The organism is Bifidobacterium angulatum DSM 20098 = JCM 7096 (assembly GCF_001025155.1).
Lineage (GTDB): Bacteria > Actinomycetota > Actinomycetes > Actinomycetales > Bifidobacteriaceae > Bifidobacterium > Bifidobacterium angulatum.
In genome coordinates this window covers 1,087,005-1,107,467 of the sequence record NZ_AP012322.1, presented here as the reverse complement: position 1 = coordinate 1,107,467, position 20,463 = coordinate 1,087,005, and the positions used below count along the sequence as shown (strand labels likewise).

Sequence of the window (20,463 nt, the reverse complement as noted above, 5' to 3'; positions counted from 1 at the left end):
ATGAACCATGATCAGTCGGACCATCTGTTGGTCGTTGATGATCTCACCAAGCGTTTTCGCCGTCGTGGCAGGGAGTTCGATGCCGTAAGCCATGTTGATCTGGTTATGGACGAAGGCGATTTCGTTGCCATCGTCGGCAGATCGGGGAACGGCAAGAGCACGTTGATCACCATGATTGCGGGACTGACACGGCCTACATCCGGGGTTGTACGGGTGGACGGCTGTGACATTGGCGCAATGGATGACGCTACGTTGTCAGGAACAAGGAACCGGGTCATTGGTTTCGTTATGCAAAGTCAGACCTTGCTGTCCAATCTCACCGTGCTCGATAATGTGGTGCTGCCCGCCACCCTGTTCGCCGATTCGCGGCGGCGGCAGTCCTTCGATACCGCCTCTGGCGCCTCTATCGCCGATGGGAAGATCGAGGGCGGGCAAGGTGGGGAAGGCGTCGTCGTCGACCCGTTGAACGAGCGGGCAATGGCGTTGCTTGAGCGTCTCGGTGTTGCGGATCTTGCGGGAAGCTATCCGCGTGAGCTTTCCGGCGGCGAGATGCGGCGCGTATCGATTGCGCGTGCGCTGATGAATGGCCCGCGTCTGCTGATCGCCGATGAGCCGACCGGGGACCTCGATCAGGAAAGCACCGATATTGTGATGAGATTGTTCCGTAGTCTGGCTGATGCGGGCACGGCCATCCTTATGGTCACCCATGATCCGGAAGCGCTCGGCTATGCCGACTACACGCTTCGTATGGATGCCGGCGTGCTGTCCCGCCCCTAAGTGTATGCTAGTCGATTGGTGTCTGCCGAAAGGTGGCACCATCTGGAGTCTTAGCCCATCAACGGGTCGACGGTTCCGCAAGGAACCGCTCGTGTTCGCACGACGAAGCGTTGGAGAGGCCTGGCTCAACGTCGTGGCTTTCGTCTGAAAGCAGTGGCGTTCCGTTCAAATAACGACAGAAGGATTAACTATCATGACGAACGTTCAGCGTTCTCGCCGTCAGGTGCGTCTTTCCCGCGCCCTCGGCATTGCTCTGACCCCGAAGGCTCAGCGCATTTTCGAAAAGCGTCCGTATGCTCCTGGCGAGCACGGCCGCACCCGTCGCCGCACCGAGTCCGATTACGCGGTGCGTCTGCGTGAAAAGCAGCGTCTGCGCGCACAGTACGGTCTGTCCGAGAAGCAGCTCCGTGCAGTGTACGAGAAGGGCACCAAGACTTCCGGTCAGACCGGTAACGCCATGCTCCAGGATCTCGAGGTTCGTCTCGACAACCTGGTGCTGCGCGCAGGTTTCGCCCGTACCACCGCTCAGGCTCGTCAGTTCGTGGTGCACCGTCACATCCTCGTCGACGGCAACATTGTGAACCGCCCGTCCTACCGCGTCAAGCCCGGCCAGACCATTCAGGTCAAGGCCAAGAGCCAGACCATGGAGCCGTTCCAGGCCGCCGCCGAAGGCGTCCACCGTGACGTTCTGCCGCCGGTTCCGGGTTACCTCGACGTGAACCTGGCCTCCCTGAAGGCCACCCTGACCCGTAAGCCGGAAGCCGAAGAGGTTCCGGCGCAGGTGAACATCCAGTACGTGGTCGAATTCTACGCCCGCTGATCCGGGCCCGCTTCTGTATTCATTACAGTCAAGGACATACCGCTTGAACCCCGTGCCTTATGGCGCGGGGTTTTCGCGTTCCGTATGGCCGCTGCCATGCGCCACACGCCGGTCAGAACGGCATGCGGGTAGCATGGGAGGCATGATTCTTCACTTGCATTTGGTTCGCCATGGGCAGACGTTCTTTAATCGGTATAACAAGCTGCAGGGCTGGTCGAATTCGCCGCTGACCGAATCCGGTTTGGCTGACGCCGTCAAGGCGGGGGAGCGGCTTAAGGGCATGACGTTCGCCGCGGCCTACTGTTCCGACACCACACGTGCCCAAATGACCGCCGAGCGTATTCTCGACATCAATGAGCAGTCCGGCAATTCGCGTCCGGCGTTGATCTGCGACATGCATTTTCGCGAGCAGTTCTACGGGTACTTCGAGGGCGTTGACATGAGCCAGGCATGGTATGCGGCGGGAGGACCGCACGGCGTGAAGACCTACAACGAGATCGTGAGTAGGTATGGTCTTGCGGCTACACGCGATTGGCTGAAGGATGCGGACCCGTTCCATGACGCCGAATCCGATACGGAGTATTGGCAGCGTGTAGTGGGAGGATTCGCATTGATTGCTTCCAATGCCGATTTGCAGGACGGTGACGATGTGCTGCAAATCAGCCACGGCAACACGCTGCTCAGCCTTGGTCATCGATTCGGGGGTTCTGACCTGGATCTGAACGAACGGCCCGCCAACGGTTCCATAACCGATATCGATTTCGATACGGATAAGCCCTTCGAACAGGCTCTGACCATCGTTTCCTACGGCAAATGATTGACGCTCCGGACATTCCCGGCAGAGACGAGTCTTCGTCAAAGCGACACATAGTGCTACTCTTGAGCGGGTAACTGATTATAGGAGGCGCTCTATGGGTGTTGGAGAGATCGCAGGACTCATTGCCGCGATCGCATTCGCCGTGCTGGCGGGATTCATGATCTACCCGCTGATTCGTCTGGGCAAGCTGTTCGACCAGATCGCCGTTACGGTCAAACAATCCGGTGATCATGCCATCCCGGCGCTCGATGAGGGCGTCACGACCGTCCGTCAGATCAATAAGTCGCTGGAGGACGCCAACAAGATTTCCGCCGCCGCTTCGACCACCGCCACCAATGTGGGCGCTCTGGTCGATCTGTACGGTTCGTTCCTTGGCAAGCCGGTCATCAAGGCTGCGTCAGCCGTCTATGCCGCAAAGTCGACCATCCAGTCCTTCCTGAACAAGCAGGGCAAGTCTGCAGCCAAGGGGGAGTGATGTTCAAACGACTGTTCTGGATGGCGGCCGGATTCTGCTGCGGCGTGTTCACCGTGATGAAGGCGCAGGCCTATGTGAAAGCCAATACGCCTGCACCGGCACGCCAGTTCCTGTTCGGCCCCGATATCGATAATGTGGGCTTGCGCACGCTGCAGGGTATGTTCCGTGAATTCAACGAGACTCGCAAGACCCGCGAGGCCGAGTTGAACAAGCAGTACGCCGATCGCCTGCGCTGAACCAAAGCTTTCCATACTCACCAATAACAGAGAACGGCATATGCATGCCCTCTCACCAACCACAAGGAGTCCATTCGCCAATGCGAACCTCAGAAATAGCGAAGCGCTATCTCGATTATTTTGCCGCGCATGACCATCTGGTCGTTCCCTCGGCATCGCTGATCTCACCGAACCCGACCACGCTGTTCACCATTGCCGGCATGGTCCCGTTCATCCCGTATCTGATGGGTGAGCAGACCGCCCCGCACCCGCGTATGGCCTCCAACCAAAAGTGCGTGCGTACTTTGGACATCGACGAGGTCGGTAAAACCACCCGTCATGGCACGTTCTTCCAGATGCTGGGCAACTTCTCCTTCGGCGACTACTTCAAAGAGGAAGCCATCCACTACGCCTACGAGCTGCTGACCACCCCGCAGGACAAGGGCGGCTACGGCTTCGATCCGGAGAAGCTGTGGATGACAACCTTCACCGACGACGAGGAAGCCCGCAGCCTGTGGAAGAACGAGGGTGTCGACCCCGAGCATATCCAGATCATGGGTATGGAAGACAACTTCTGGACCACCGGTGGCCCTGGCCCCGGCGGCCCGTGCTCCGAGATCTATGTGGATCGAGGCCCTGAATTCGGTGTCGAGGGCGGCCCGATCGCCGATGAAAACCGTTACATCGAGATCTGGGATCTGGTGTTCGAAAACTACGAGGTCGACAACGTCAAGTCCAAGACCGACCTGCATATCGTAGGCGAACTCGAAAACAAGAACATCGATACCGGTGCCGGTCTGGAACGCCTTGCCTATTTGATGCAGGGCAAGAACAACATCTATGAGACCGACGAGGTCTACCCGGTCATCGAGGCCGCCGAGCGTCTGTCCGGCCACAAGTACGGTGAGAACGAGGCATTCGACGTCAAGTTCCGTGTCGTGGCCGACCATGTGCGTTCCGCTCTGATGATCATGTCCGACGGTGTGCGCCCGAGCAATACCGGCCGCGGCTATGTGCTGCGTCGTCTGCTGCGTCGTACTGTCAAGGCCATGCGTGCCCTTGGCGTTCAGGAAGCCGTCATGCCCACCTTGTTCCCGACTTCCAAGGCCGCCATGGAAGCTTCCTACCCGGAGCTCAACAAGACTTTCCATGACGTGAGTGAAGCCGCTTATGGTGAAGAGGACGCCTTCCTGCGCACGCTTGAAGCCGGCACCGAAATCTTCGATATGGCTGTCAGCAAGGCCAAGGAATCCGGTAAGGGCACCGTTTCCGGTAGCGACGCCTTCAAGCTGCACGACACCTACGGCTTCCCGATTGAGTTGACGCTTGAGATGGCCGAGGAACAGGGTGTGAAGGTCGATGAGGCCAAGTTCCGCGAGCTTATGGCCGAGCAGAAGAGCCGTGCCCGTGCCGACGCCCTGAAGAAGCGCCACAACGTGGATCTGTCCGTATACGACGATTTCAAGAAGACGCTCGCCAAGCCGATTGACTTCCTGGGGTACACCGATTTCTCCGCCCGTGCCACCGTGCTTGGCATCATGCAGGAGGGCAAGGGCTCCGTTCCCGCGGTTACCGGCCCGGCCAACATTGAAGTGATTCTTGACCGCACCCCGTTCTATGCGGAGGCCGGCGGCCAGCTCGCCGACCAGGGCGAGATCCTCTCCGACGACGGTGCAGTGCTTGAAGTCGACGATGTGCAGAAGCCGATCAAGGATCTCATCGTCCACCAGTGCCGTCTGACCGAAGGCACACTGGTGGTGGGCACCCAGGTGAACGCCAACATCGACCTGAACCGTCGTGGCGCCATCGCCCGCTCCCATACCGCCACTCACATGGTGCATAAGGCTCTGCGCGAGGAGCTCGGCCCGCAGGCCACCCAGCGTGGTTCCGAGGATGCCCCGAACCGCCTGCGTTTCGACTTCCAGTGGTCCAGCGCTCCGAGCAAGGACGTGATGAACACCGTTGAGGCACGTGTCAACGAGAAGCTGCGCGAGAACCTTGCTGTCACCACCCAGGAGATGAAGTTCGACGATGCCATCGCGCTTGGCGCCATGCATCTGTTCGGCGAGAAGTACGGCGATATCGTGCGCGTGGTATCCATCGGCGAGGACGGTTGGAGCCGTGAGCTGTGCGGCGGCACCCATATCGATCATGTGGGCAAGATCGGCGCGATCAACATCATGTCCGAAGCTTCGGTCGGTTCCGGTGTCCGCCGTGTGGACGCTGTCGTCGGCGCCGGCGCATACGAATACAACGCTCGTGAGCATGCGTTGGTCTCGCAGCTGAGCGACAAGCTCAATGCGCGCCCCGACGAACTCGCGGAACGTGTGAACGCCCTGTTGGCCAAGCTGAAGGAATCCGACCGTCGTCTTGCCGCCATGTATGAAGGCCAGCTGGCCGCCACGGTGCCGCAGCTGGTGCAGGATGCCAACGCGTCCGCAGCTTCCGTGAAGGTCGCTGCCAAGAACGTCGGCCATTTCGGTTCTTTCGACGCACTGCGCAAAACCGTTATGGATGTGCGTGCACGTCTTGGCGAGGACGCCCCGGTTGTCGTGGCTTTGGCGGGTGTCAGCGCTGAAGACAAGCCTATGGTTGCGGTCGCGACCAATGCCGCGGCACGCGATCTTGGTATCAAGGCCGGCGATCTGGTGCGTGGCGCCTCCAAGATGCTTGGCGGCGGTGGCGGCGGCAAGCCGGACTTCGCCCAGGGCGGCGGTGCCGATGCCTCGAAGATCGATGAGGCGCTTGAAGCGCTCAAAGCCCAGGCGATGAAGGGCTGAACCAACAGGTATGACCTGGTTGGGAATTGATCTGGGTGATGCTCGGGTCGGACTTGCAGTGTCCGACCCCGAGCTCACCTTTGCACATCCGATTGGAAACGTCCAGGTCTATGGCGATTCGTTTCGCGCCATAGACGATGTGATCTACACCATCGAAGATGAGAACGTTGACCATGTTGTTGTCGGTCTGCCGCTATTGCTTAGTGGGGAGGAAGGCAAAAGCGCTAAGAAAGCCCGCCGTTGGGCCAGCAACCTCGCCAAGCGGATCGATCTGTACATGCAGAGCGGCGAGACCACGCTGGAACAGGTGCCTGAGATAGAATTGATGGATGAACGGCTGACAACGGTAAGTGCGCATCGTCAGCTGAGGCAGGCGAATATCGCGGAGAGAGGGCATAGGCCTGTAGTCGATCAGCAGTCAGCTGTCGTGATCTTGCAAGCTGCGTTGGATAAGAGGAACAGTAGGGAGAAGTAATGGCCGATTCTTTCAACGATTACTTCGAAGAAAACACGCAATGGGTGACGGGCAATTCGTCGGCTCCCGTCGCCGAGCCGCCGAAACCGCCGAAATCCCGTCGTGAGATGCGCAAGCGGCGCAAGAAGAAGCAGCGTAAGCATTGGCTGATTGCGTTGACGGTTATTGTTGTGCTGGGGCTGATCGGCTCCGCGACATATTTCGGTGTACGTCGTCTCAGTGCCGTTCGTGCACAGAATGAGATGAACGAACGTCTCTCCGAGGACTATGAGGGCCCGGGCAGCGGGCAGGTGAGTTTCACCGTGGAATCCGGCGAGGACGCGCTTGCCATTGGCAAGCGCCTGGTCAAAGCCGGGGTCGTGAAATCCGCCGAGGCTTTCGCCAATGTGGTGAGCGCCAATAACGTCAACCTGTATCCGGGCACGTTCGAACTCAAGAAGCATATGAGCAATGCCGACGCGATGAAGATTCTGTCCGACACCAGCATGGCGAAGGGGTTCTTCGATGTGCGTGCGGGTGAGCGCGTCAGCGACGTCGTCAAGGGCGCGTCCGAGATGAGCGGCATAGCCGAATCCGAGTTCACCTCCATTGTGGATGGCGACGGTTCCGGCATTCTGCCGTCCGAGGCCGGCGGCAAGTTCGAAGGCTGGCTTGAGCCTGGGCAGTACGACATCAAGTCCAAGACCTCCGCGAAGGAGATTCTGAAGATGATGGTCGATCGTCGTATCAAGAAGCTTGATTCGTTGGGCGTGCCTACAGGCAGTGAACGTGAGAAGATCCTCAATATGGCGTCCATCGCCGAAGCCGAGGTGAACAAGAAGGACGATTACGGCAAGGTCGTCCGCGTAATCCTGAATCGCCTTGACAAGGGCATGACGTTGGGCATGGATTCCACCGTGGCCTATGGCAACAATGTCAAATCCGCGGAGATTACGCAGAATATGCTGGACGATAGTTCCAACAAGTTCAATACACGTATTCACAAGGGGCTTCCGCCTACGCCGATTTCCAATCCTGGCGATTCGGCCATACAGGCGGCAATCGACCCTCCGCAAGGCAATTGGCTGTATTTCGTCACCACCGATCTGAACTCCGGCGAAACCGAATTCACGGATAACGCCGACGAATTCGACAAGCTGGTGCAGAAGTACAAGGCGAACAACGAGGATGCCAACTGAGTTTTTCAGCAAACGGCGGCGCCCACCTCCAGATGAGGTGGGCGCCGCCGTTTATCAGGGGCTAGATCGTGGTTATGGCAACAGCCAGGACCGCTGCCACGACAATCGCCGGAACGTATGGCGGCCGGGCGGAGCCGGGTGCGTTGCACCGTAGATTGGTGCGTCTCCAATACACCGTGAGCATGGTGCCGAACAGCAATATGCAAAGCCACCATATGATGACTGCCGGTAGCCCGCACATGCCGACTGCCAATCCGGCCGGCGCCATCGCCTTGATTTCGTTAGCGCCCAGTCCGCTGGATCGCGCCAATGCGAGCAATGCCATCACGCCAAGGCTCAGCAGTGCGAAGAGCATGGATTGCAGCACAGTGAAGAACGTGTTGCCTACGGCGGCGGCAATGATATTGGATATGAGCTGTGCCAGGGAGCCGACCAGCACCCATGGGGCGGGAACGTGACGACGTCGCACGTCTTCGATGCCGATTGCGAGCCCACATAGCAAACTCGGCAAGTAGAACAGGTATGCCATGCCTTAACATTAACCCAGTTATTTGCGAGTGAAAGGGAAACGTATGTTGCGTTGGCAGACGGCAGGCGAGTCGCATGGCGAGGCATTGGTGGCGATGATCGAGGGCCTGCCCTCCGGCGTCGAGGTCGTAAGCGATGACGTGGTGAGTGCCTTGGCTCGCCGTCGTCTCGGCTACGGGCGTGGCGCACGCATGAAGTTCGAACAGGACAAGGTGCGGCTGCTTACCGGTGTGCGCCATGGGCGTACGCTGGGCACGCCGATCGCCGTGGAGATCGCCAACACCGAATGGCCCAAGTGGACCGAGGTCATGAGCGCCGATCCGCTTGACCATGAGCTTGCCCGTGAGGGGCGCAATGCGCCGTTGAGCCGCCCGCGCCCCGGCCATGCAGACCTGACGGGTATGCGCAAGTACGCGTTTGATGACGCTCGCCCTGTGCTGGAACGTTCATCCGCCCGCGAAACCGCATCCCGTGTGGTGCTCGGCGCCATCGCAGCCGATTTCCTCGAACAGGCCTTCGGCATCCGCACCGTCTCCCATGTGCTGTCCATTGGCGGCGCCGGCGTGGAAGACCAGGCCACGGCCAAGCGCCCGACCCCGGACGATCTTGAGGCGTTGGACGCTTCTCCGGTACGTACGCTCGATAAGGATGCCGAAGCGCGTATGATCGCCCGCATCGATGAGGCCAAGGCGAATTCGGACACGCTCGGCGGCGTGATCGAGGTCATCGCCTACGGTGTTCCCGCTGGAATCGGCACCTATGTGGAATCAGACCGACGTTTGGACGCGGCCCTGGCCAGCGCCGTTATGGGTGTGCAGGCCATCAAGGGTGTGGAGATCGGCGACGGATTCCTTGAGGCGATGCGTCCAGGCTCCGAGGCGCACGACGAAATGGTAGTGGAGAACGGGCGTATCACACGCGTAAGCAACCGTGCCGGCGGTATCGAAGGTGGCATGTCGAACGGCCAGCCGATTGTCGTCCGTGCCGCGATGAAGCCGATTCCCTCTATTCCGAAGGCCCTGCGCACGGTGGATGTGCTTACCGGCGAGGCGGCGCAGGCCATCAACCAGCGTTCCGATTCCACGGCTGTCCCCGCGGCGGCGGTGGTCGCCGAGGCCATGGTCCGACTCACCATCGCGCAGTATGCGCTTGAGAAGTTCGGCGGCGACAGCATCGCGGAGACCCGTCGTAACTGCGAGTCCTATCTCGCCTCCTGGCCGGAGCATATGCAGTGAGCGGCGTTCGTCATTCCATTCCTGTTGCCGTCATTATCGGCATGATGGGCGCGGGCAAGACCCGTGTCGGCAAGGAAGTCGCCCATATCATGGATCTGCCGTTCGCCGATGCCGACGTGGAGATTCAACATGACATAGGCATGGGCATCCCCGAGTTTTTCGAGCGCGAAGGCGAACCGGCGTTCCGCAAGGTCGAGGCCGATCTTATCGCCGACATGCTGGAGGATTTCGACGGCATCTTCTCCTTGGGCGGTGGCGCTCCGATGACGCCGTCCACGCAATGTGCCCTTGCCGAATACATCGATCGCGGCGGTCGCGTCGTCTACTTGGACGCTGATCCGGCCGAGGCCATGGAACGCGCCAATCGTGGCGGTGGCCGTCCTATGCTGAACGGAGACGCCGACGCCCGTTGGAAGAAGCTGTATAAGGAACGTGACCCGGTGTTCCGTAGGGTCGCCAATGTGCGTGTGCGCACGCGTGGCCAGACGCCGCAGATGGCGGCGAGGAAGGTGATGGATATGATTCGTGAGCGCATGGTGCACGTCACCGGTTCGGGAATCGAACCGTATGATGTGCGTATCGGCGAGGGGACGATGAATCATCTTCCCGATGTGCTAGGTGAGGGAGTGGCACGTGTCGCGCTGATTCACACCCAGCCGGTGCAACGTCACAGCGACCATGCACGTACGCTGCTGCGCCAGGCAGGCTACACGGTGTCCGACATCGTAGTGCCGGATGCGGAGGCCGGCAAGACCGTGGATGTCGCCAATGGCGTGTGGCGTCGTCTGGGCGACGAGGGCTTCACCCGTTCCGATGCGATCGTCGGGCTTGGCGGGGGAGCGGCCACCGACCTGGCCGGCTTCATCGCCGCCACGTGGATGCGTGGCATCCGTTATGTGAACTGCCCGACCTCCCTACTGGCCATGGTCGATGCATCCACTGGCGGCAAGACCGGTATCAACACCGAGGCGGGCAAGAACCTGGTCGGTTCGTTCTACACCCCTGCCGGTGTGCTTGCGGATATGCGCACGCTTGCCACGCTGCCGAACGACATCTTCATCGAGGGTTTGGGCGAAGTGGCGAAGTCGGGCTTCATCATGGATCCGGAGATTCTGCGGATCCTCGAGGACCATGCCAGCGAATTGCGTTCGTTCGACGGCGCGATGTTCCTGGACTCCGGGCTTAAGGATGTGGTGGCTGAACTCATCGAGCATACCGTGGGAGTGAAAGCCTACCATGTGTCCGCCGATCTCAAGGAAGCCGGTCTGCGTGAGTTTCTGAACTATGGCCATACGCTCGGCCATGCCATCGAGAAGCTGGAGCATTTCCGCTGGCGTCATGGCAATGCGGTTGCCGTCGGTTGCGTGTATGCGGCCGAACTGTCGCATCTGCTCGGCTATATCGATCAGGATCTGGTCGATTACCACCGTTCGCTGCTCGACTCGCTCGGATTGCCGACGTCGTGGAACAACGGCAGCTGGAGCGATGTGCTGGCGCTGATGCACCGAGACAAGAAGGCGCGTGGCAACAAGCTGCGTTTCGTGGTGCTCGAATCGGTGGGGCATCCCATCCATCTCGAGGATCCGCCGGCGGACGCTGTCGAAGAGGCGTTCCGACGCATCCAGCAGTAGGGTATACATCGCGAGAACGAACACAGAAGGAAGCGATATGACGAAAGTAGTGGTGGTCAACGGGCCGAATCTGGGTCGTTTGGGTGTACGCCAGCCCGACGTGTACGGCAAGCAGGATCTTGATACTCTGCGTAGGCTGTGCACCGAATGGGGCGAGGCTCTTGGCCTTGAGGTTGAAGTCCGTCAGAGCGACGACGAAGCCGAGATGATCCGCTGGATGCATCAGGCTGCGGACGAAAAGACTCCGATCGTGATGAATCCCGCCGCCTTCACCCATTATTCCTATGGGCTTGCCGATGCCGCCCATATGGTGATCGATGAGGGTCTGCCGCTGATGGAGGTGCATATCTCCAATCCATCCGCGCGCGACGAATTCCGCAAGCGTTCCGTGATCTCGCCGGTCGCCACCGGTACCATTACCGGCATGGGATTCTATGGGTACAAGCTTGCGCTTGAGGCCGTTGCGCATCTGATTGCCGGATGACGCGCGATGACAGGCGTCTGAACCGCAGCATCCCGCTGCTCGTGTTCCGATAGGGCGGGTGCCGTCGAATGACGGCACCCGCCCTTGCTGTTGCAAACGTTCGACACGCAGTGCTGGTTATGCTTTGTAGGTTCTGTGAAATACGATAGAACCTGGTTGATAACGTATGCATCATCGATAATGAGAGATGCGGCCAAGGGTGGCCAAAATCCGTAATGGCGGCAATGCTTGCGTTATCAATCAACCTGTCGCATGGTGCGACAGGGGATACTCTCGATGACGAGGAAAGGGAAGCATGATCACTCAACGGTCGTTCAGACGAATGCTGGCGGCAAGTGTTGTCGCCGCGATGTCGTGTGCGTCGCTGATCGCGGTTCCTGGCGTCGCTCAGGCCGAGGAAACCACATCCTCCGGCAAGAAGGACGTTCAGGTGATCGCGTTCCAGCAGACATGGAACACCATCGCCAAGGAATGCACCAATACCTATGGCCCGGAAGGCGTCGCCTATGTGGAGGTCTCGCCTCCGCAGGAATCCATCCAGGGCACGCAGTGGTGGACCAGCTACCAGCCCGTGAGCTACAAGCTCGACTCCAAGCTGGGCACGGAAGCCGAATTCAAGAGCATGGTCAAGCAGTGCTCCGGCGGCAGGCGTGGGCATCATCGCCGATGTGGTGCTCAACCAGGCCACCGGCTTCGACGTGGCCGCGGGGGACCAGAAGGGCGTGGCCGGCAGCGACTACAACGGGTCCACCGGAACCTACCCGGGCTTTGCCACCAATCAGTATCCGGACGGCATCACCGCCTCCGATCTCCACAGCTGCAAGCAGAACATCTCCGATTACACCAATCAGAAGGAAGTTCAGGAGTGCCGCCTGAGCTCCATGTGGGACTTCAACTCCGAAAGCGAGAAGGTACAGGACATCCAGTCCGATTATCTCGTCTCGCTGTGGAACACCGGTGTGCGCGGATTCCGCATGGACGCCGTCAAGCACATCCACACCGACAGCATGAAGGCCATCAAGGAGAAGTTCGCCAAGAAGATCGGCAAGAACGCCAGCGACATCTACTGGATTCAGGAAGTCATCGGCAACTCCTCCGAAGCCGCGGGCATCCAGCCGAGCAACTACGTGCAGAACGGCACCGTGACCGAGTTCGGCTTCAAGTCCGAAATGAACCAGACCTTCAAGGATAAGATCGCCAACCTCAAGGGCCTGAGCGACCGCCTGAGCAAGGATTTGTCATCCAAGGACGCCAACGTGTTCGTCACCAACTGGGACACCGCCCGCAACGAGGGCGCGCTGACCTACAAGGACGGTGCCAAGTACCAGCTGGCCAACGCCTTCATGCTGGCCTATGACTACGGCACCCCGCGTTTGCTCTCCGACTACAAGTGGGACGTCAACGACGATGGCGCGCCCAATGCCACCGCGACTTCCGTGCCGGACGTCGACATGGACAAGGCCTGCTCCACCAACGATTCCGATTGGAACTGCGAGCAGCGTTGGACCTCCACCCGCGGCATGATCGCCTTCCGCAACTACGTCAACGGCACCAAGGTCACCGATTGGCAGGATGACGGCGGCGACAACATCGCCTTCTCCCGTGGGGACAAGGGCTTCATCGCCATCAACAACGGCAAGAAAGACAAGGACGCCTCCTACACAACGTCTCTGGCCGACGGCGAATACTGCAACGTGTACGCCGCCATGGACTGCTCCAAGACCGTGACCGTCAAGAACGGCAAGGTCGAGACCATGGTTCCGGCACATTCTGCCATTGCGCTGTACGCCGGTGCCACCAAGGCTTCCCATCCGGCCGCATCCACGGCCACCGACCCGTCCGATCCGGACGTGAATCAGGAGGATGACGAGGTCCTGCCCGACGACAAGAGCATCACCATCTACTACAAGCCCAACGATTCCAGCTGGAAGACCCCAAAGGTCCACTACGGCCTCGGTGACGACTGGAATCAGCTGGAAGCCGACATGACGCTTGATGCGCAGGGCTACTACACCGCCACCATCGACACCAAGGGCAAGAAGATCGACTTCGTGTTCCATGATGCCGGCACCGACCAGTGGGAGAACCCGAAGGGCGGCGGCAACTACCACGCCAACGCGGGCATCACTCACATGGGTGTGGCAGGTCAGTCCGCAACCGTGGGCAACCCCGAATCCATTGGTGGCCAGACTCGACTCGTCGTGCACTACAAGCCCGCCAGCGCCTCGGACAACCGTGGCGTGTACGTGTGGGGCAAGGACACCAGCGGTACGGACATCAACGCCGAGAACCATGCCTTCACCGGCACCGATTGCTGGGGCAAGGTCGCCACGCTGACCTTCGACGGCAAGTTCGAGAACTTCGGCTTCATCATCACCAGCAGCGATTGGAACAAGTACGGCGGTGACCGCAGCGCCAAGGTGAACGCCGACGGCACCGCGGAAGTGTGGATCGACGGCACCAAGTATCCGGATCAGGGCGAATCGACCACCGTTGAAACCCTCGATGCTGCACCGGCCGATTACGAGTGCACGGCCGCCACCGTCAAGGTGAAGGTCCACTACAACCGTGACGACGGCCTGTACTTCAACTCCGAGGACACCTCGACCACCGTCCCGCAGTGGGATATCTGGACCTGGTCCTCCAACTGGAACGGCGGGGCCGCCACCTTCACCTCCCATGACGATTGGGGCGAAGTAGCGGAATACTCCTTCACCAACTACGCCTACTACAACAACGAGGGTGCCTCCGACATCGGCATGCTGCGTCGTTACGGCAAGGATGCGTGGAAAGCCAAGGATCCGGACGACGCCAATCACAAGATCCCGTCCAACGCGCTCGTGTTCGACACCGACGGCAACGCCTCCGCCGAAGTGTGGCTGCTCAGCGGCGACGCCACGGTGTATACCTCCCGTCCATCCCTCGGCGCTTCCATGAAGTCCGCCGAGATCTCCAACACCAACCAGCTGTCCGCCAAGCTTTCCAAGAAGGTCGATGCGGACGATCTGAAAGGCAAGATCACCGTCACGGACGCCGATGGCAAGAATGTCGACATCAAGTCGATCAAGACCGATGGCGCCAAGGTGATCATCACCACCGACAAGGATCTCGACGTTCGCGGCAAGTACACCGTCGAGGTCAAGGGCTTCGGCTCGCAGGACGCCGTCGCAGGCTCCGTGGTCCGCACCGACGCCTTCGACAAGAAGTACGCCTACAGCGGCGAGGATCTGGGTGCCACGTTTGCCAGGAAGCAGACCGGCTTCAAAGTGTGGGCTCCGACCGCCGCCGACGTCAAACTCGTCATCTACAAGTCCGATGATCCGAAGGCCGACGTCGACCGCACCCTCGACATGACGAGCGGCGACAAGGGCGTGTGGAGCGTTTCGGTGAACGATCTCGCCAGTGGCACCGCCTACGCCTACCAGCTCACCTTCGCCGATGGCACGGTGAACGTTTCCGCCGATCCGTACGCCACCGCGGCCGTCGCCAACGGCGAACGCTCCGTGGTGTTGTCCAAGAAGGACGCGGGCAACGCGGGCAAGCGCATGGGCGCTTTCTCCAAGACCACCGACGCCTCCATCGCCGAGATGAACATCCGCGACTTCTCGATCAGCCCGGATTCCGGCATTTCCGCCGACAAGCAGGGCAAATACCTGGGCGTGGTCGAATCCGGCACGAAGACCGCCAAGGGCGCGACTTCCGGTCTCGACTATCTGAAGAAGCTGGGCGTCACCCACGTGCAGATCATGCCGATGTACGACTACGGTTCCGTCAACGAGACCGGCGACTTGAGCTACAACGTCCAGGGCGCGCAGAACTGGGGCTACGACCCGGAGAACTACAACGTGCCGGAAGGCTCGTACTCCTCCGATCCGAGCAACCCGAGCTCCCGCGTCACCGAGATGAAGCAGATGGTCAAGGGTCTGCACCAGAACAATATCCGCGTCATCATGGATGTGGTGTACAACCACGTCTACAATGCCGCGAACCATTCGTTCAACAAGACGGTCCCGGGCTACTACTTCCGCTATGACGACAACGGCTCGCTGGTCAACAACTCGGGTTGCGGCAACGACACCGCCTCCGAGCGTGCGATGATGCGCAAGTACATCGTCGACTCGGTGACCTACTGGGCGAAGAACTACAACATCGACGGCTTCCGATTCGACCTCATGGGCCTGATCGACACCAAGACGATGCAGGAGGTCCGTGCGGCCCTCGACAAGATCGACCCGTCCATCATCGTGCTCGGCGAAGGCTGGGACATGAACACCACGATGGACAAGAGCGAGATGACCATCCAGCCGAACGCCTACCAGGTCGCTTCGGACGGTACGAACAATGGCATCGCGTTCTTCAACGATTCGATCCGTGACGGTCTGAAGGGCTCCGTGTTCTCCGACACCGACACCGGCTTCGTCTCCGGCAAGGCCGATCAGGAAAACCTCATCGCCCACAACGTGCTCGGTTGCCAGTACGATGCCGACGCGAAGACAACCTGCTGGAACGGCAACGCGCAGGACCACTACGCGGACGCCGGGCAGGTGGTGAACTACGCCGAGATCCACGACAACATGACTCTGTACGACAAGCTCAAGGCATCCGTGCCTACGGATGACGAAGCCACCACCGAGGCTCGCGCCAAGCTTGCCGACTCCGTGGTCTACCTGTCCGAAGGCATTCCGGCCATCCAGCTCGGTCAGGAATTCCTGCGCACGAAGAGCGGCAACAGCGACAGCTACAATGCCGGCGACGAGGTGAACGCCATCGACTGGGATCGCACCACGCAGTATGCGGGCTCCGTCGACTATGTCAAGGGTCTGATCAAGCTGCGCAACAGGATCGCGGCCCTTCGCCAGACCAGCTACGACGACATCAATGCCAGCGTGACGATGCTTCAGTCCGCCGACGGCGTTGTGGCCTATCAGGCGAAGGACTCCAGCGGCACCTACGTGGTGATCTTCAACGCCAACGGCAAGGCCGCTGCCATCGACGGCGTCGAGGCAGGCAAGTACGAAGTGCTTGCCGCGAATGGCACTGTCTACGGCGATGATGATGTCAAGAGCGTCACCGTTCGCAAGGGGGCCTCGTATGCCGCGGGCGCACTGTCGGCCACCGTGCTCAAGGTCGCTTCCGCCGATGATGTCGTTCCTGTGATCAGCGGCGTGACCGAATCAACGACTATCACCGTCGGATCCAAGTTCGACCCGATGGCCGGCGTCTGCGCCACCGATGACATCGACGGCGACCTGACCGACAAGATCCAGGTCAAGGGCGCTGTGAACATCAACAAGGTGGGCGATTACCAGCTGGTCTACTCGGTGACTAACTCCCGCGGCAAGACCACGACCTTCACCCGCACGGTGCACGTGCAGAAGCAGGCCGTCGTCCCGTCCGCCGACAAGGGCGACAAGGGCAGCGACAAGACCGCTGCGGGCGATGCGAAGAGCGCAGCCTCCGCCACGGCGGCCACCGGCACATCCGTACTGGTGTTCGCGCTTGTGGCATTGGCCGCGGCTGCGGCAGCAATGCTGTTCCTTCGCGGAAAGGAGGAACGCAACTGAGCACCTTAATCCATAAGCAACTCCGATAAACGCGCCGATGGCCGGCCCTACACAGGGCCGGCCATCGTGTATTCTGGCGCTTTCATCGGCGTCATGCATCGCGTTTCATGCGGCACGCCATTGAAAGGGGAATCGCATAACACGCCGCGTCAACTGTGAATGATAAGTTGGAGTTCCATGGTTAGAAGAACACATGGCAATCCTCAAGAGCACGTCACCAAGCATATTTTCGTCACCGGTGGCGTCGTCTCGTCCCTCGGCAAAGGCCTGACCGCCTCCTCCCTCGGTCGTCTGCTGCGCTCCCGTGGCATCAAGGTCCTCCAGCAGAAGCTCGACCCCTACATCAACGTCGATCCCGGCACGATGAACCCGTTCCAGCACGGTGAGGTCTATGTAACCGAAGACGGCGCGGAAACCGATCTCGACATCGGCCATTACGAGCGTTTCCTCGACGTCTACCTGAGCCAGAAGGCCAATGTCACCACCGGTCAGATCTATCAGGAGGTGCTGCGCAAGGAACGCGCCGGCGAATACCTCGGCCAGTGCGTGCAGGTCATTCCGCATATCACCAATGAGATCAAGTCCCGTATGCGCGCCCAGGCGTCCGACGATGTCGACGTGATCATCACCGAAATCGGCGGCACGGTAGGCGATATCGAATCCCAGCCGTTCTTGGAGGCCGCACGTGAGGTCCGTCGCGACCTGGGTGCCGAGAACTGCATGTTCGTGCATGTCTCCCTGGTGCCGTACATCGCCGCCGCCCATGAGCTCAAGACCAAGCCGACCCAGCATTCCGTGATGATGCTGCGTCAGCTCGGCATCTCCCCGGATGCGCTGGTCCTGCGTTCCGACCGTCCGCTGAATCAGTCCATCAAGGACAAGATCTCCCTGATGTGCGACGTGGATTCCGAAGGCGTGGTCAATTGCGTGGATGCGCCGAGCATCTACGACGTGCCGAAGATCCTGTTCAACGAAGGCCTCGACGCCTATGTGGTCCGCGAGCTCGGCCTGCCGTTCCATGACGTCGATTGGGACGAGTGGGAGGATCTGCTGGAGCGCGTGCACCATCCGAAGCACGAGGTGAACATCGCCATCGTCGGCAAGTACATCGATCTGCCCGACGCCTACCTGTCCGTCACCGAGGCCATCAAGGCTGGCGGCTTCGCCAACTACGCCAAAGTGAACGTCAAGTGGGTCGCCGCCGATAAGTGCGAGACCGAAGAGGGCGCTGCGGCAGCGCTCGACCAGGTCGACGGCATCGTCGTGCCAGGAGGCTTCGGCATCCGCGGCATCGACGGCAAGATCGGTGCTCTGAAGTTCGCCCGTGAGAACGGGCTTCCGGCTCTTGGCCTGTGCCTCGGTCTGCAGTCCATGGTGATCGAATACGCGCGTCACGTGCTCGGTCTGGAGGATGCCAACTCCACCGAGTTCGAGCCCGATTGCGACACCCCGGTCATCGCCACCATGGAAGAGCAGAAGGACATCGTCGCCGGCAAGGGCGATATGGGCCACACCATGCGACTGGGCAGCTACCCGGCCGAGCTGGAGGAAGGCTCCCTGGTGGCCGAGCTGTACGGTACCACGCACGTCACCGAGCGTCACCGTCACCGTTACGAGGTGAACGTCGCTTACAAGGATCAGCTGCGTGAAGGCGGTCTGCGTATCTCCGGCCAGAGCCCGGACGGCGAGCTCACCGAATTCGTGGAGCTGCCGCGCGAAGTGCATCCGTTCTATGTGGCCACCCAGGCCCACCCGGAATTCAAGTCCCGCCCGACCAAGCCGCACCCGCTGTTCGCTGGTCTGGTGAAGGCCGCGCTGGATCATCAGCAGGCGCGCTGAGTGACGAGTCGGTCACGAACCGAAGCGAATAGCTAAGGGATATGTGTTGCAGCCCACACCATAATCTGGTGTGGGCTGTAGCGTTTCTATGACGGTTCTGTTAGGTTCTAGTAGGACATTGTGTGAATGACGGAGGCAAACAGGTGAGCGAATCACAAGCACCAAACGCCGCGGCTGACGTGGAGATGAGCCAATACGTGGCCGATCGCACCCGCGTCAACGAGGATAAGATCAAGCAGGATGACGAGATCATCAGCCAATTCGGCGACTACACCTATGGGTGGCATGACACCGATGCCGCAGGCGAGGCGGCGAAGAAGGGCATCGACGAGAGCGTCGTGCGCGCCATCAGTGCCGATAAGGGCGAACCGGAGTGGATGCTTGAAAAGCGTCTGCAGGGGTATAGGGACTTCATAGCCAAGCCGATGCCGCAGTGGGGCGTGGACTTGAAGGATTTCGACGCGGATGACTTCAAGTACTATGTCAAGCCGATTGACAAGCAGGCAGCCACGTGGGAGGAACTGCCTGACGAGATTCGTTCCACCTACGACAAGCTCGGCATTCCCGAAGCGGAAAAGAAGCGTCTGGTTTCCGGCGTGGCCGCGCAATACGAATCCGAAGTGATCTACAACTCGATTCAGGAGGATCTCAAGAAGCAAGGGGTGATTTTCGTCGACACCGACACCGCGGTGCGCGAATACCCCGAGATCGTCAAGAAGTACTTCGGCAAATGCATCCCCAGCGATGACAACAAGTTCTCCGCGCTCAACACCGCCGCATGGTCCGGCGGCTCCTTCGTCTATGTGCCGAAGGGCGTGCATGTGGATATTCCGCTGCAGGCGTATTTCCGTATCAACACCCCGAATATGGGGCAGTTCGAGCGCACGCTGATCATCGCCGACGAAGGCTCCTACGTGCATTACGTGGAAGGCTGCACAGCCCCGATCTACTCCACCGACTCCCTGCACTCCGGCGTGGTCGAGATCTTCGTGGAACCGCATGCCCGCGTGCGCTACACCACCGTGCAGAACTGGTCGAACAACGTATACAATCTGGTCACCCAGCGCGCCTACGTGCGTGAGGGCGGCACCATGGAATGGGTGGACGGCAACATCGGGTCCAAGGCGACCATGAAATACCCGGCCTGCATTCTGGCCGAGCCGTATGCCAAGGCCAGCACCATGTCGCTGGGCTTCGCCGGCCAAGGCCAGTATCAGGACACCGGTGCGAAGATGATTCACCTTGCCCCGCATACCAGCTCCACCATCGTGGCCAAGTCGATTTCCCGCGGCGGCGGACGCTCCGCGTATCGAGGCTTGGTGAAGATCGTCAAGGGAGCCGAGGGCTCTTCGAACTCCACCGTCTGTGATGCGCTGCTGGTGGACGAGTTCAGCCGATCCGACACCTATCCTCATGTCGATGTGCGCGAAGACGACGTTTCCATGGCGCATGAGGCCACCGTCTCCAAGGTCTCCGAAGATCAGCTGTTCTACCTGATGAGCCGAGGGCTGTCCGAGGACGAAGCGATGGGCATGATCGTACGAGGTTTTGTCGAGCCCATCAGCCGTGAGCTGCCGATGGAATATGCGCTTGAACTGAACAGACTTGTGGAACTGCAGATGGAAGGATCGGTGGGCTGAACACC

The 20,463-nt window shown here is 60.1% G+C and carries 14 protein-coding genes and 1 pseudogene; 14 read left to right on the top strand and 1 reads right to left on the bottom strand.

Going from position 1 to position 20,463, the window contains the following annotated elements; genetic code table 11:
* The 8 genes from BBAG_RS04485 (at position 1) to mltG (ending at position 7,537) form a co-directional block, all read left to right on the top strand.
* A complete protein-coding gene (locus tag BBAG_RS04485; protein ID WP_003826495.1) occupies positions 1–777 on the top strand; it encodes an ABC transporter ATP-binding protein in 777 nt (258 codons plus the stop codon).
* A gap of 193 nt (positions 778–970) precedes the next feature.
* Entirely contained in the window at positions 971–1,597 is a 627-nt protein-coding gene (rpsD, locus tag BBAG_RS04480; RefSeq protein WP_003826494.1) for a 30S ribosomal protein S4, read from the top strand.
* A 142-nt stretch (positions 1,598–1,739) separates the two neighbouring features.
* A complete protein-coding gene (locus BBAG_RS04475) occupies positions 1,740–2,414 on the top strand; it encodes a histidine phosphatase family protein (RefSeq protein ID WP_033508124.1) in 675 nt (224 codons plus the stop codon).
* A gap of 94 nt (positions 2,415–2,508) precedes the next feature.
* Positions 2,509–2,889, top strand: coding sequence for a DUF948 domain-containing protein (locus BBAG_RS04470; protein ID WP_003826492.1), 381 nt, complete (start codon positions 2,509–2,511; stop codon positions 2,887–2,889).
* Complete coding sequence (locus BBAG_RS04465; RefSeq protein WP_003826491.1) at positions 2,889–3,125, top strand: hypothetical protein; 237 nt, start codon at positions 2,889–2,891, stop codon at positions 3,123–3,125. Before BBAG_RS04470 ends, BBAG_RS04465 begins: the two co-directional genes overlap by 1 nt.
* Before the next feature lie 80 nt (positions 3,126–3,205).
* Complete coding sequence (gene alaS, locus BBAG_RS04460) at positions 3,206–5,884, top strand: alanine--tRNA ligase (RefSeq protein WP_003826490.1); 2,679 nt, start codon at positions 3,206–3,208, stop codon at positions 5,882–5,884.
* Positions 5,885–5,894: 10 nt separating this feature from the next.
* Positions 5,895–6,359 (top strand): Holliday junction resolvase RuvX, encoded by a 465-nt coding sequence (gene ruvX, locus BBAG_RS04455; RefSeq protein WP_003826489.1) that lies wholly within the window; start codon positions 5,895–5,897, stop codon positions 6,357–6,359.
* On the top strand, positions 6,359–7,537 hold the full coding sequence (mltG, locus tag BBAG_RS04450; protein WP_003826488.1) for an endolytic transglycosylase MltG: 1,179 nt from the start codon (positions 6,359–6,361) through the stop codon (positions 7,535–7,537). The genes ruvX and mltG overlap by 1 nt, the downstream gene beginning before the upstream one ends.
* 61 nt (positions 7,538–7,598) lie before the next feature.
* Here mltG and BBAG_RS04445 read toward each other — a convergent pair whose 3' ends face one another.
* Complete coding sequence (locus BBAG_RS04445) at positions 7,599–8,066, bottom strand: hypothetical protein (RefSeq protein ID WP_003826487.1); 468 nt, start codon at positions 8,064–8,066, stop codon at positions 7,599–7,601.
* Between the two features lie 43 nt (positions 8,067–8,109).
* Between BBAG_RS04445 and aroC the strand changes: the two genes are divergently transcribed.
* From aroC to sufB, 6 genes and pseudogenes are all read left to right on the top strand, one after another.
* Positions 8,110–9,300 (top strand): chorismate synthase, encoded by a 1,191-nt coding sequence (aroC, locus tag BBAG_RS04440; RefSeq protein WP_003826486.1) that lies wholly within the window; start codon positions 8,110–8,112, stop codon positions 9,298–9,300.
* Positions 9,297–10,931 carry a bifunctional shikimate kinase/3-dehydroquinate synthase gene (locus BBAG_RS04435; protein WP_081443761.1) on the top strand — a complete coding sequence of 545 codons (1,635 nt, stop codon included), beginning with the start codon at positions 9,297–9,299 and terminating at the stop codon, positions 10,929–10,931. Before aroC ends, BBAG_RS04435 begins: the two co-directional genes overlap by 4 nt.
* Before the next feature lie 37 nt (positions 10,932–10,968).
* Positions 10,969–11,415, top strand: a complete 447-nt coding sequence (locus BBAG_RS04430; RefSeq protein WP_003826484.1) for a type II 3-dehydroquinate dehydratase — start codon at positions 10,969–10,971, stop codon at positions 11,413–11,415.
* Between the two features lie 295 nt (positions 11,416–11,710).
* A pseudogene (pulA, locus tag BBAG_RS04425) lies at positions 11,711–16,979 on the top strand (type I pullulanase).
* 177 nt (positions 16,980–17,156) lie between these two features.
* Complete coding sequence (locus BBAG_RS04420) at positions 17,157–18,818, top strand: CTP synthase (RefSeq protein WP_003826482.1); 1,662 nt, start codon at positions 17,157–17,159, stop codon at positions 18,816–18,818.
* A 185-nt stretch (positions 18,819–19,003) separates the two neighbouring features.
* Positions 19,004–20,458, top strand: a complete 1,455-nt coding sequence (gene sufB, locus BBAG_RS04415) for a Fe-S cluster assembly protein SufB (RefSeq protein ID WP_145885900.1) — start codon at positions 19,004–19,006, stop codon at positions 20,456–20,458.
* Positions 20,459–20,463: the final 5 nt, after the last annotated feature.